This window comes from Yersinia fenwicki (assembly GCF_043099325.1).
In the GTDB taxonomy this organism is placed as follows: domain Bacteria; phylum Pseudomonadota; class Gammaproteobacteria; order Enterobacterales; family Enterobacteriaceae; genus Yersinia.
This window is the reverse complement of sequence record NZ_CP170755.1, coordinates 2,843,680-2,857,640: the sequence shown is the minus strand read 5'-3', so window position 1 is coordinate 2,857,640 and position 13,961 is coordinate 2,843,680. Positions and strand designations below refer to the sequence as shown.

Genomic DNA, 13,961 nt, shown 5'->3' with positions numbered 1-13,961 from the left:
TGAGCAGCCCGGCCATGCCCTATTTATTGGGTGAGCCTGCGCTGGTACTGTCGAAGTTAGAAGGAGAGGAAGCCTTTTCGACTTTGTATTCATATACCATCACGGCAAAAACGCCGGCTAATCCCTCCATTCCTTGGCAGACAGCCTCTAATGTCGATCTCAAAGCCTTAATTGGTAAAGAGATGACCATTGAAATGGAACTGGATGGTAACGGTCTCGATTATGTGAAAGGTGTCGGTAAAGGCACGCGTGAAATTTCTGGTTTGGTCGAAAAAGCCCGATTTATTGGCCGTGATGCCAATCAGGCAATGTTTGAAATTGTCCTCCGACCTTGGTTTTACCTCACAGACTTAACCTCTGACTTTAAGATTTTTCAGAATAAAAATGTAGTAGATATTATTGATGAAGTGCTTGCTGACTATAACTTTCCGTTTGAAAAACGGCTGGCGACGACTTATCCAATACTCGACTTCCAGGTGCAATACGGTGAAACCGACTTTAACTTCCTCCAGCGTTTAATGGAGGAGTGGGGTATTTACTGGTTCTTTGAACATGATGATCATAAACAGAAATTAATTCTGGTCGACCATGTCGGTGCTCACAAACGCTATTTCAGTGAAGCTTACCATACCATTGAGTATCTCTCAGATGAGCCAAAGGCTGGGGAAGAATACATCACCCAATTCCAGACTCAGGAAACGCTAACCACTGGGCGATGGGTCTATAACGACTACGATTTTACCAAATCTCGTGCTGATATTTTGACGATGGACAGCAAGCCACGCAAAACCAGTTTTAGTGATCTCGAGATTTATCAATGGCCTGGGGATTATGATCAGCCGGATATCGGGGAACATCTGGCGCGCGTACGTATCGAGGAGCGTGGTGCATTGGGTTCGCGTGCCGTCGGTTTCGGCGAAGTTCGTGGCATAGTCTGCGGCGCTAACTTCGAACTGGAAGGCTTCCCAGTTGATAAAGCTAACCGCGAATATATGGTTATCTCCAGCCGTTTGTCGGTTTGTGAAGTAGCACAGCTATCCCGTGGGGATGAATTTCGCTATGAAACTACCTTTACGGTTCAGCCAACCACCAAGATCTATCGTCATCCACAACTCACACCAAAGCCAAAAACCAGCGGGCCACAGAATGCTATCGTTGTGGGGCCACCGGGTGAAGAGGTATGGACTGATGAATATGGCCGGGTAAAAGTACGTTTTGTCTGGGACCGCTACGGCAAAAACGCAGAGTCGGACTCATGCTGGTTACGGGTGAGCCAGGCTTGGGCTGGGAACAGTTTTGGTGGCATTTACATTCCGCGTATTGGTCAGGAAGTGCTGGTGGACTGCATCAACGGCGACCCGGATCGCCCGCTGGTCAGTGGTAGCCTCTACAATAACGTGACTCGCCCACCTTGGGATTTACCTGCGAATGCCACACAAAGTGGCATGGTCAGCCGTACCATTGGCGGAGGGCTAACCAACTATAACGGTGTGCGTTTTGAGGATAAACCTGGCCTGGAGCAATACTGGGAACAGGCAGAGCGCGATATGGCGCGTCTGACGAAAAATGATGAAACGCAAGTCATTGGTGCTAATGCTGATCTGAGTGTGGGGGCCAATCGCAGCGTTATTGTGGGCGCTAATTCCACATCAACTGTTCTTGGTGCTTCAGCGCAATCCATCGCTTTGGCGTCTTCAATACAAGTTGGGTTGGCACGGAGTGTGGTGGTGGGTGCCACGCATGCTCTGAATGTCGCTTTAGCCAATGCCACCAACGTGGGTGGTGCCAACCTGACCAACGTCGGTGGTTACAACGCCCTTTCTGTCGGTGGTGCTCATCAGGTAGCGGCCGGCGGTGCTGCAACACTGGTTGCCGGTGGTGCTGTGGCAATCGGTGCGGGTGGTGAGTTGGTACTCAGTGCCGATACCATCAAGATTGTCGGCAAAAAGAAAGTCATTATTCAAGGGGGAGAGATCCACCTTAACTCTGATGACTGTTGTGGTGGCGGTGGCGGCGGTGCGGGTGGTGGCTTAGCCGCGCTTTCAAGTCTGGCGGGACTGAAGTTACTAGGGGGAGGCATCGGGCTGCCATTGCCATTACCACCATTGCCGATACCGCCGATTATTGTCCCGACGGCACCGCCAATTGATCCAACGCCGACCGTAACGCCAGCGCCGACCGTAACGCCAGCGCCGACCGAGACGCCAGCGCCGACCGTAACGCCAGCGCCGACCGAGACGCCAGCGCCGACCGTGACGCCAGCGCCGACCGTGACACCAGCGCCGACCGAGACGCCAGCGCCGACCGTGACGCCAGCGCCGACCGTGACACCAGCGCCGACCGTGACACCAGCGCCGACCGTGACACCAGCGCCGACCGTGACGCCAGCGCCGACTGAAACGCCAGCGCCGACCGAAACACCAGCGCCGACCGAAACGCCAGCGCCGACCGAAACGCCAGCGCCGACCGAAACACCAGCGCCGACCGTGACGCCAGCGCCGACCGAGACGCCAGCGCCGACCGAGACGCCAGCGCCGACCGAGACGCCAGCGCCGACCGAGACGCCAGCGCCGACCGAGACGCCAGCGCCGACCGAAACGCCAGCGCCGACCGAAACGCCAGCGCCGACCGAAACGCCAGCGCCGACCGTGACGCCAGCGCCGACTGAAACGCCAGCGCCGACCGAAACGCCAGCGCCGACTGAAACGCCAGCGCCGACCGAAACGCCAGCGCCGACAGAGACGCCAGCGCCGACAGAGACGCCAGCGCCGACTGAAACGCCAGCGCCGACAGAGACGCCAGCGCCGACAGAGACGCCAGCGCCGACAGAGACGCCAGCGCCGACTGAAACGCCAGCGCCGACTGAAACGCCAGCGCCGACTGAAACGCCAGCGCCGACAGAGACGCCAGCGCCGACAGAGACGCCAGCGCCGACTGAAACGCCAGCGCCGACAGAGACGCCAGCGCCGACTGAAACGCCAGCGCCGACCGAGACGCCAGCGCCGACTGAAACGCCAGCGCCGACAGAGACGCCAGCGCCGACCGAGACGCCAGCGCCGACTGAAACGCCAGCGCCGACCGAGACGCCAGCGCCGACTGAAACGCCAGCGCCGACCGAGACGCCAGCGCCGACTGAAACGCCAGCGCCGACCGAGACGCCAGCGCCGACCGAGACGCCAGCGCCGACCGAGACGCCAGCGCCGACAGAGACGCCAGCGCCGACAGAGACGCCAGCGCCGACCGAGACGCCAGCGCCGACTGAAACGCCAGCGCCGACCGAGACGCCAGCGCCGACAGAGACGCCAGCGCCGACCGAGACGCCAGCGCCGACCGAGACGCCAGCGCCGACCGAGACGCCAGCGCCGACAGAGACGCCAGCGCCGACAGAGACGCCAGCGCCGACTGAAACGCCAGCGCCGACAGAGACGCCAGCGCCGACAGAGACGCCAGCGCCGACAGAGACGCCAGCGCCGACAGAGACGCCAGCGCCGACTGAAACGCCAGCGCCGACTGAAACGCCAGCGCCGACCGAAACGCCAGCACCGACTGAGACGCCAGCGCCGACAGAGACGCCAGCGCCGACTGAAACACCAGCGCCGACGGAGACGCCAGCGCCGACTGAACCACCAGAGACACCAGAACCAACGCCAACGGATGAACAGACGCCTCCGCCTTGATTCTGAGAAAAACTGAACTCAGCATATTCGGTATGAGCCTGAACCATCGGACATGCCGATATGCTGAGATAAAAATTATTGAATGGTTATGCCGTTAAGAGAGATGAAATATGTTTTGTGCAGCAAGAATGGGCGACGCTACCAGTTGCGGTGCGATATGTAGCGGTTCACCCAATGTATCAATTAACGCAATTCCGGCTGCTATTGCGGGCGGGAGCGCGGCATCGTCCTCGTTAGTTGGGATGACCAGCGTAGTCACAGGTTCCGGAACCGTTTTTATTAATAAGTTTCCAGCCGCTCGTGTGACTGATGTGGCTGGAGATGGTGCCGCAATTGTCTGCGGATCGCCGAATGTCTTTATAGGCGGTTAATAGGCATGTTACTTGTATTAACCTGGCCACGGATGTCGCAACAGTTTCAGCTTAATGATGCGATTACGGAGCAAAATGCTGTCTGTTTCAGTATGGAAAAAGGGGAGTTTACTCCCCATTCTATGGGGGATGGACAAAATGAAATCCGGTTTTACCGGCATGCATCTGAATCAATGATCATTAATCAAAGTAGTGATTTCATCTGTATTATCAATGGAAAAGAGTTGAGTCCAGGTGAACATCACCCTGTGTCACTTGGCGCGGAAATTAAATTTGGTCATTTTGTCATTACCGCCAAAAAAGCCTCTGGGCAAGCAGCAGGTAAGAGTTTTACTGACAACCTGTTAATGCTGGAACATCCCTCGATATGTGATACGACCGACTTACCGGAAATAGAAGATATTTTGTCTCATGGTGGTCATTACATCTCTTATTTCGATGATGTTAATGAGGTGCAAACTCATGGGCAGCAGGGGCCCGATATCCTGAAAAGCCTGGAGTTAGAGTACAAACGTTTTTTAATGTGGGGTGAGCAAGGCCGGGAATTCTCAGAAAAAGATAAACGGCAGGTGACAAAATTATCTGCCAATGATGGTTTTTTAGAGAATATAAGGGAATGCGTAAAGGATAAAACGCTGACGCAATGTATTTTAGATTCCGGTGGACTTATCGAAAAAGTCACCAAGGAATTAAGTGTCATAGATTATCTGGACACATCCCATAATGACGAAAAAGTTGATTTATTAAAACTGTTGGCACCAGAACACCTCACTACAAAAGAAAAAAACAGTGTGCCTGCGCTGGTATTCCAGGAACTCTATAAGTTAGGGCTAGATAGCCATTTATAAATTAAAATATGGAAATAACAACTTAATGAATACGACCAACTTAAATGAATTATTGAAAAGCAGCTCATTGGCCGAAATACAATCGGATGTTATTGCCAAGTTGAAAGCTAAGCCGGCGGATACCAACGCACGCGAGCTATTATTTAAGCTCTATTGTCTGGCTGGATTATGGCAAAAAGCGTTATTGCAACTTGAAACGCTGACTAAGTTTGCCCCAGATATGACCAAGCAGGCAGAGCTGTATAAGAATCTTGTCTTGAGTGAGACGTTACGTGAAGATGTGTTGGCAGGAAAGCGCGATCCGGGAACCTTAGGTAACCCACTGCCTGAGTGGGCGGTATTGATGCAGCAAGCTAACCAACATTTGCATGAAGGTGATTACCCGCAGAGCGAAGAACTGCGTCAGCAAGCATTGTCACAAGCACCCGAAAGTGCTGGGGAAAGTAGCTCAGCGACGCCCTTTTCATGGATAGCGGATAGTGATAGCCGTATCGGGCCAGTTTGTGAGTTCATCAGCGCGGGCGGTTATCGTTGGGTACCTTTCTCTGATGTTCAATTAATGGCGGTTTCTAAGCCTAAAAATATTACAGACTTGGTCTGGGCACCGGCACAATTGACAGTGAATAATAAAGTTTGGTACGGCTATATTCCGGCACGTTATCCGTTAACTCTCGATGCTGATAATGACACTAAACTTGGCCTTAAAACCGAATGGATCCAACCGGCAGACTCACTCTATATTGGTTCAGGGCGGAAAATGTTTATTACCGACCAAAATGAGTATGCATTATTCGATATAGAAGAGTTTCGATTTGATGTTGAAAAATTTGGTTTTGACGAACAAGGCTAATTAATGGAAAAGAAGAGACAGTTTTTGCCTACTTTGCTTGAGCGTTTACTTGATGATGAGCCTAAGAAATTGTTGGAGCCTCATGATAAGTTTTTTTATGACTCACGCATGATGCGAAAACTGGTGCAGCGGAATATCGCTGAAATATTAAATAATGCCAATATTGACGACAGGCTTGATGAACAGCGCCACAAATGGGTGGCGAAGTCGGTCTTAAACTACGGCATTTCGCCACTGGTGGGGAGGCATTCAACTCCCCATAATTGGACGACTATCGAGCGAATTATCCGCGAAGCAATCATTCGCTTTGAACCCCGGATCATCGCAGAGTCTTTGGTCGTCAATCAGCAGCATAATGCGAGAAATGGCATTATTATGTTTGAAATCAGAGGTCTGATTGAGTGGGATCCGTATCCTATTGATTTGTGTATCGGGGGAGCCTATGACGTTGAAACCGATCAGGCAGAACTTAGCGCACGTTAGTTAAAAAGGCCAGTTATTGCTATATAAACAAAAGGTTAATTTGGGGAGCCCGGTACTACTGGCTCCCCATTCAGTTGTCAGGTGATCAATAAATGTACGTCAATTGAACACCTGAACTGAAGAATGGATAATTATTTGCTCTTATCCTGTAAGCCACGTGCAGCCAGATTATTATTATCCACCTGTGGCAATCCTACCTCTGCCGAAGCAGATAATAACCCAGTAGTGGCGTAGCTGAAGAGCTTCTTCCGTGTATCGGTGATATCCAGATTACGCATAGTCAGCTGGCCGATACGGTCATCAGGTGAGAACACTGAATCACCTTTCTCCATCGTTAAGCGCTCTGGCTGGTAAGTCAGATTTTCAGACACAGTATTCAGGATGGAATAATCATTACCACGACGCAATTCCAGAGTCACTTCACCGGTGATTTCGCTGGCAACCCAACGCTGCGCCGAGTCACGCAGCATCAGCGCTTGTGGATCGAACCAACGGCCCTGATACAGCAAGCGGCCCAGTACACGGCCATTAGCATGATATTGCTCAATGGTATCTTCGTTATGAATACCAGTCAGCAGACGCTCATATGCGATGTGCAGCAACGCCATCCCTGGGGCTTCATAAATACCACGGCTTTTAGCTTCAATAATACGGTTTTCAATTTGGTCGCTCATGCCCAAACCATGACGGCCACCAATACGATTGGCTTCCATCATTAGCTCAACGCTATCGTCAAACACCACACCATTGAGTGCAACCGGGTAACCGCGCTCAAAACGGACAGAAACTTCTTCCGCTTTCACCACCACATTTTCGTCCCAGAACTTCACCCCCATAATCGGATTAACGATTTTGACGCTGGAGTTTAGGAATTCCAGATCTTTGGCTTCGTGAGTCGCGCCCAGCATGTTTGAGTCAGTGGAGTAGGCTTTCTCGGTTGACATCTTGTAATCGAAACCGGATTGAATCATAAATTCGGACATTTCATGACGGCCGCCGAGTTCATCGATGAAATCGGTATCCAGCCAGGGCTTGTAAATTTTCAACTCAGCATTAGTCAACAAACCGTAACGATAGAAACGCTCGATATCATTACCTTTGTAAGTACTGCCATCACCCCAAATATTCACGCCATCTTCTTTCATGGCGGCAACCAGCATGGTGCCAGTGACAGCCCGGCCCAGTGGGGTGGTGTTAAAGTAAGTCACACCCGCAGTGGTGTTATGGAAGGCACCACATTGAATAGCGGCGATCCCTTCAGCAACTAATTGTTTACGACAATCAATCAGGCGAGCTTTCTCTGCACCGTACTCCATCGCTTTGCGCGGAATGGCATCATAATCGTCTTCATCAGGCTGACCCAGATTAGCCGTGTAGGCATAAGGAATTGCCCCTTTTTTCTGCATCCATAACAGTGCTGCACTGGTGTCTAAACCACCAGAAAAAGCAATACCAACACGTTGATTTATAGGAAGGTGTTTGAGAATAGTTGTCATCAATTAAATCCTGTATGAATGAGGTCTGTCTGGCAAAAGTTTCAATGCCTACATTGATATCGCAAAACCGGTGTTCGAGTCAAAGACATTTTGCATATTTATGTGTGTTATGTTGCATAACTATTTCATTGTGATTCATATGAAATGATGTTTCATTTAAAATAGCTTGCCATTCTGTTATGATGTTCACATCGACTTGTATCGAGTATATACCCTAAATAATTCGAGTATATTAAGTTGAAAATCTTTTGCGAAAATGCATGGTATAAAAAGCGGAAATCCTATCGAGTATTATTTTGGCGTGAGATAACGCCGCTGGCGATCCCACTGTTTATTGAAGGGTCGTGTGTCTTACTTATGGGGGTGTTTAGCACTCTGTTGGTCAGTTGGCTGGGTAAAGAAGCCATGGCCGCGGTAGGGTTAGCTGACAGCTTCAATATGCTCATTGCTGCTTTTTTTACCTCTGTGGCGCTCGGCACATCGGTGGTGGTGTCTTTCAGTTTGGGGCAACGTAAGCGCAAACAGGCACAAACAGCGGCGCGCGAATCCATCTCTCTACTCGTCTTAATCTCATTACTGTTGGTGTTACTGGTCCATTTTGCCGGAGAAGCCATTATCAATCTGATGGCCAGTCAGGCTGATCCTGAAGTAAAAGTGATGGCGCTGACCTACCTGCGTTTAACGGCGTGGAACTATCCGGCGATGGCAATAACCTTGGTGGGATGTGGCGCATTACGCGGTGCCGGTAACACGCGACTGCCGATGTTTATCAATATCAGTATGAATATTCTTAATATTGCTATTAGTAGTGTGCTGATTTACGGCGTGGGGAATTGGCAGGGGCTGGGGTTTATTGGCGCGGGTATCGGCATTTCAATTACCCGTTATTTAGGCGCTTCGGTGGTGGTGTTAGTGCTGATTTTCGGGGCCAATAATACCTTACGCATTCCCTTTAAATCTTATTTTATGCCTTTTACCTCCGCCATTATGTTTGAGGTTTTGAGTATTGGTATTCCTGCCAGTGTTGAGTCGGTGATGTTTAATATCGGCAAACTGATTACTCAGCGTTTTGTTGCGGGTATGGGAACAGAAGTCATTGCCGGTAACTTTATTGCGTTTTCCATTGTTGGGCTGATCAACTTACCGGGTAATGCGCTGGGGTATACCTCGACGATTATTATCGGTACCCGTTTGGGGAAAGGGCAGATTTTACAGCCTATCCGTCAGATTAAACATATCTTCTGGCTATCAACCCTAGGGGTGTGCTTTATCGCCTTGCTGTCTATCCCAAGTGCTGGATTTCTGGCGTCGTTGTATACTCATGAACCGGGGGTTGTCGACGTTGTTAAGCACCTAATTTGGATCAATGCGCTCTTTATGCCCATTTGGGCTGCGGCCTGGGTGTTGCCTTCTGGGCTGAAAGGCGCGAAAGATGCTCGTTACACCATGTGGGTGGCGCTTGCGGGGATGTGGGGCTGCCGTATTGTCGCCGGTTATATTCTGGGCGTGACATTAGGGTTTGGTGTCACCGGTGTCTGGATGGGAATGTTCCTCGACTGGATAGTGCGCGGTGTACTGTTTTATCGCCGTATGGCGAGTGGCCGCTGGTTATGGCGTTATCGGCCAGCGGCGGGATAGCCGAAACGCAAAGGTTAATAGGCAAGTTGCGCCAGCACTTTTGCTGCCAAATACAGACCGATACCAAAGCTGGTATGCGCAATTAAGCTTCGCAGCCGGGCAATAGCGGGTTGCGGTGTTTTTGCCGCCGCGATCCCCGCGCCCATACCCGGTTGCAGAATGAAAAAGGGGGCAACCACAGTGATAACACCGAACAACAGCGCGGTTATCAAACCCGGTTGCTGAACCCAGTCGGGGCCACAGATAGCCAATAGTATGGCGGCAAAAATAATTCCAATGGCATAGTGCGCACTCCAGCCGATAGCCCACTCACCGGGTATTGCGGGTGATTGGCTAATATTCTGATGGATAAAACGCCCTTGTGGGAAATGCCCTATCCAGCGGCCAACCATGGCATAATTTAATGATGGCACGCCAAAGTACCTTTTTTGTATCAGTGCCCACAAGTCCATAACAATCGTCGCCCCCACCCCAATAAAGACCGTGTTTCTGATAAATTCCCATTCGATATTCATTGGCTTGTTCCTTGTGACCAGCTCCACTGGAGCATTGGCCTTTTTTAAGCTAATATTACATTCAATTGATTAATTGAATGATAGGGCGGGAATTTATTATGTCAACGGAAATACTGCCATCCACTTTGCTGACTTTTACTGAAATGGCTGATGTGGGGCGGGTACTGGCTAATACGCACCGCTTGATTCTGCTGGACCATATCGCGCAGGGAGAGCGCTCTGTGGAGAATTTGGCTGAACTCGCCGGTTTGTCTGTGGCTAACACATCGCAGCATTTACAGCATTTAAAACGCGCAGGTTTTGTGCTCGGACGGCGGGAAGGGAAGCATGTGTTATACCGCTTGGGCAAGGGGCCGATATTGCCAGTGTTGGATGCTTTGCAACACTATGCTGTACATAATCACTCTGAGATTCGTGGGTTGGTGGCTGATGCTTTCCGTCGTCGTGAATATCTGGAAGCTATTACACATGATGAATTGCTGAGTCGAATGCAAGAGGGCAGTATTATTTTGCTGGATGTGCGGCCTGAAGATGAATACAACCAAGGACACCTGCCTGGCGCCATTCATATCCCCGTGGAGGAACTCGACAGTCGTCTGGTTGAACTTGCGCCAAATCAAGAGGTGGTCGCCTATTGCCGTGGTGCTTATTGTATGTTGTCAGAAAAAGCCGTTGCTCTGTTGCGGGCAGAAGGTCGCCTGGCCCGGCGCTGGATTGCGGGCTTCCCCGAATGGAAAGCCGCCGGACATAAAATAGAAACTGGCTCACCCAAAAAGTAATTCACGGCTGGCACCCGCCGCCTATTTATCTTTTCATGACTCACTGATACCGCTCGGCATCGCCTGATGTTGGGGTATCAGTTCCAAACGTCCTTATTTTCCCTGTGTTTCTTTTTTACCCAAGATATCAAGTCGCAATAATTTGAACTTCATCACGAAAACAATAAAACAAAATAAAACAACAAAATACCATTTTGTGGTTTTTAATGCTTTTAAATCCTGATTTAAAAGAGTATTGGTTTTATTTTTTGATTGTATTATTTGATTTATAGAGATGTTGGCTATTCAAGTAATAAGGTTAATCAGTGGGTTTATGTTGTTTAATGTTGCTTTGAATTGTTGTTTCTGTGATTGTGAATTGCAGTTAAAACATAATAACACTTTCTAACATTTCTTATCTTTTGAGGCCCGACATGAAAAATGTAGCAATACTCGGAAGCAGCGGGGGAAATTTGTTCAATCTCGGTGGTGCATACCCCGAAAGACTTCTACAAGAAATCTATACCCAACTTCACTCTGCAGGGGTAGGTGTCAGTGCTGTACAATTTATTGCAGCAGAAGAATCGATGGATGTGGCCAAACCGACCACGTCCGCCGCAGTGTATTCAATAATCGCCGAAGAAAAGGATAAACCCCAGATTAGTTTCCAGGGAAAACTGTCTGAGGTGAATGACGCGGTAAAATCCTCGGATGCCGCCATTGCGGCGCAAATCCGTGCTGGTGATATTGATGGCATCATCATTATGAGTGCCGATCCCGATCGCAGTAATAAAGAAGCTATTCTGGCGGCGATAGAAAAGAAAACTCCCATTGTAGGTACTGGCGGCACCTCAATGGCGATTATCACCTCCAAAGGCGCAAATGTCATTGCTACTTCTGGGACCACTGGCACCAATAGCCGTACCCGCGCTATCTCTTTTACCGCCTCGTTATGCAAATACTGGCAGATAAAATATACCCCGGTTTTGGGTAGTGGCGATGCCACGCTACCGGGCAGCGACAAGAGTCTGCTAAAAAGAATCAATATTCGCAGCATCATGATCCCAGCCTTACCCGGCTTTATCGCGATGGCCATTGTGTTAGCGCTCAGCCATATCCCAGGGCTGCAATCACTGAATGCTATCTTTGAATTGTTGCTTAAGGGGCTGCCGGTGATTGTCGCGGTTATTGCGGCTAAACAGGTTTCCGAACTGGATGAAGTATCGATTGTGGCCGGTGTGGTTGCTGGTGTGCTGTCAGTGGAAGGAGGATTAATTGGCGGTATTTTGGGCGGTATTTTGGGCGGGATTGGCGCAGGCATTATGGTGCGCTATCTGTTCGGATTGTGCCTGAAATGGCAATTCCCAATGACGACGATCAATATCGTAGCAGGTGGTTTGTCCGGCTTATTCTCTGGTTTAGTGATGTATTACCTGCTCAGCCCATTGGCTTTAGCCGCCGGTGACTATATCAAATTGGCCATCGAAGCCACTTTGGCCTTTAGCCCAATATTAGCTGGACTGCTGGCGGGATTGGTTATTTGGCCAGCTATTCTGGGGGGTGTTTATCACGCGGTTATATTGCCGCTGGTCTTACTGGAAATGGAAAAGTCCGGTGTCAGTTTCCTCGGTGCAGTCGATATGGTTGGGTTGGTTATGGTAGCGGCAGGCATTAATCTGGCAAACGTCATCGCGCCGCGAGAGAAAAGTGAAGCCGCTGTTGCTGCTCCGGGGCTGTTAATTAACTTAGGTTTCGGAACGTTTGTCGAATCGGCTTATCCATTCATGTTCTCTAATAAAGTCGTCTTTGCTGGCGCGATATTCTCAGCCGGTGTCGGGGGAATGTTGTTGGGATTATTGAATATTAAAGGCGTGGCTTATGTCCCTGCTTTCGCCTCACCATTCTTATCAAATAACGCTTTCTATATGGCGATAGTGATGGCGGTAACGTTAGTGTTGACTTGCGTCATCACCTTATTAGCTAACAAATTTGTAGCAATTAAAAAGGTAGTACCCGAATCACCAACACCAGGGATTTCGGCTAAGAGTTAACAATTAAAAAAGCAATTTTATATAAATCAAGTAGAGGTAAATATGTTCAACGCTGATATGAGTAAGAAACGGTCCGTCGCTATGGATAAAGTACGAAACGCAATTGCGTTACATGGCGGTCAAACTATTCTAAGTACGGGAATAACCGGAGATGACGCTCGCTTAGCGAAAGCAGTATGCGATTCTGGTGTTAAATTGTTAGAACCGAATCACCCGGCATTGGCATTAGCACGTGGCCATAATGGCGTCACTAATATGCATGCCGCAGAGCGCATTCGCCATGAGATAACTATCGGGCAAATGGCGGAAGCAGTGCAGGGTGTACGTAATGTGGTGGCGGATGATATTTTTATTACTGTCGGGATTGCCGGGGGCTTTACAGAAACTGTACCTACGCCGGTAACTGAACAGGATATTTTATTGATTGCTCAATCAGGCGCTGATGGTTTACATACCCATAAATCCAGTTTTGAGGATTTAAAAGAACTGGTCGATTTAGCTCATAAATATGGCCTGACAGTGGATGCATATATTGGTCACCCAAGCGATTTGCACACCTTCGGTATTGCGGCTGAAACTCCTGCTGACGTTGCTGAAGTGGCCAAAAAAATGGAAGAGCTAGGGGTCGATATGATTGGTTTAATGACCGGCATGAGCTACGAAGGGGTTGGCGCTGGCGATATTCCTGATGTTATCAAACAACGACTTCTGGCCTTGGTCGGGGCAGTTTCAGTACCCACATTAGCCGAAGGCGGTATTAATCTGGAAAATGCGAAAGCATTCAAAGATACCGGTGTCAATATTCTGGTTGTGGGTACCGCTATTGATAATGTTGTCTGCAATGCTGCTAAGGAAGTTGTATCGCGGTTTATTACCCACTGATTATAGGATGTCAGCCAAGAGGGGGGATGTATTAGCAATAATATATTCTCCTTTTTTATTGGAGTTACAGTATGTATAAGTTACTGGCCCTTGATCTTGATGGAACTTTACTCAATCAGGAAAATAAAATATCAACTCAGAATATTAACGCAGTAAAGCGTGTTATTCATCAGCATGGCACAGTGGTTTTATGTTCAGCCGTCAGTATGGGCGATCAGGAAAATGATATCAGTATGTTTCAGTTTTCAGCCGTCGGTGTGGCAATGGGGAATGCCAGTGATTTTGTCAAATCTTGCGCGGACAAAGTGAGTCAGGATAACAATCACCACGGAGTTGCTTTTGCCATTAATCAACTCTGGCCACTGTGACGTAATCGCCTTTTGTTTCATGAA

Annotated in this window: 11 protein-coding genes and 1 pseudogene; 10 read left to right on the top strand and 2 right to left on the bottom strand. The window is 49.3% G+C overall.

What is annotated here, in order from left to right; genetic code table 11:
- Positions 1 to 14: 14 nt before the first annotated feature.
- From tssI to ACF3VQ_RS13090, 5 genes and pseudogenes are all read left to right on the top strand, one after another.
- Positions 15 to 2,627: pseudogene (tssI, locus tag ACF3VQ_RS13110) on the top strand (type VI secretion system tip protein TssI/VgrG); the annotation flags it as partial.
- A 1,160-nt stretch (positions 2,628 to 3,787) separates the two neighbouring features.
- Positions 3,788 to 4,048, top strand: coding sequence for a PAAR domain-containing protein (locus ACF3VQ_RS13105; RefSeq protein ID WP_392431415.1), 261 nt, complete (start codon positions 3,788 to 3,790; stop codon positions 4,046 to 4,048).
- Between the two features lie 5 nt (positions 4,049 to 4,053).
- A complete protein-coding gene (locus tag ACF3VQ_RS13100) occupies positions 4,054 to 4,896 on the top strand; it encodes a TagK domain-containing protein (RefSeq protein WP_392431413.1) in 843 nt (280 codons plus the stop codon).
- Positions 4,897 to 4,921: 25 nt separating this feature from the next.
- Positions 4,922 to 5,746, top strand: a complete 825-nt coding sequence (locus tag ACF3VQ_RS13095; protein ID WP_392431411.1) for a type VI secretion system accessory protein TagJ — start codon at positions 4,922 to 4,924, stop codon at positions 5,744 to 5,746.
- 3 nt (positions 5,747 to 5,749) lie between these two features.
- A complete protein-coding gene (locus ACF3VQ_RS13090) occupies positions 5,750 to 6,229 on the top strand; it encodes a type VI secretion system baseplate subunit TssE (RefSeq protein ID WP_392431409.1) in 480 nt (159 codons plus the stop codon).
- A gap of 131 nt (positions 6,230 to 6,360) precedes the next feature.
- On the opposite strand, the gene argG is transcribed toward ACF3VQ_RS13090, so the two are convergent.
- Complete coding sequence (gene argG / locus ACF3VQ_RS13085) at positions 6,361 to 7,725, bottom strand: argininosuccinate synthase (protein WP_392431407.1); 1,365 nt, start codon at positions 7,723 to 7,725, stop codon at positions 6,361 to 6,363.
- Between the two features lie 237 nt (positions 7,726 to 7,962).
- On the opposite strand from argG, the gene ACF3VQ_RS13080 reads away from it, so the two are divergent.
- Entirely contained in the window at positions 7,963 to 9,363 is a 1,401-nt protein-coding gene (locus ACF3VQ_RS13080; RefSeq protein WP_392431405.1) for an EmmdR/YeeO family multidrug/toxin efflux MATE transporter, read from the top strand.
- A gap of 14 nt (positions 9,364 to 9,377) precedes the next feature.
- Here ACF3VQ_RS13080 and ACF3VQ_RS13075 read toward each other — a convergent pair whose 3' ends face one another.
- Positions 9,378 to 9,878, bottom strand: coding sequence for a DUF2938 domain-containing protein (locus ACF3VQ_RS13075; protein ID WP_392431403.1), 501 nt, complete (start codon positions 9,876 to 9,878; stop codon positions 9,378 to 9,380).
- 98 nt (positions 9,879 to 9,976) lie between these two features.
- On the opposite strand from ACF3VQ_RS13075, the gene ACF3VQ_RS13070 reads away from it, so the two are divergent.
- The 4 genes from ACF3VQ_RS13070 to ACF3VQ_RS13055 all read left to right on the top strand — a co-directional run bounded on the left by ACF3VQ_RS13070 (position 9,977) and on the right by ACF3VQ_RS13055 (position 13,937).
- Positions 9,977 to 10,657: an ArsR/SmtB family transcription factor gene (locus ACF3VQ_RS13070; protein ID WP_392431401.1), complete on the top strand. Its 681-nt coding sequence runs from the start codon at positions 9,977 to 9,979 to the stop codon at positions 10,655 to 10,657.
- A 413-nt stretch (positions 10,658 to 11,070) separates the two neighbouring features.
- Complete coding sequence (locus ACF3VQ_RS13065; protein ID WP_392431400.1) at positions 11,071 to 12,687, top strand: PTS sugar transporter; 1,617 nt, start codon at positions 11,071 to 11,073, stop codon at positions 12,685 to 12,687.
- Positions 12,688 to 12,729: 42 nt separating this feature from the next.
- Complete coding sequence (locus tag ACF3VQ_RS13060; RefSeq protein WP_392431398.1) at positions 12,730 to 13,569, top strand: histidine biosynthesis protein; 840 nt, start codon at positions 12,730 to 12,732, stop codon at positions 13,567 to 13,569.
- Between the two features lie 71 nt (positions 13,570 to 13,640).
- A complete protein-coding gene (locus ACF3VQ_RS13055; RefSeq protein ID WP_392431396.1) occupies positions 13,641 to 13,937 on the top strand; it encodes an HAD hydrolase family protein in 297 nt (98 codons plus the stop codon).
- The last annotated feature ends 24 nt before the right edge of the window (positions 13,938 to 13,961 follow it).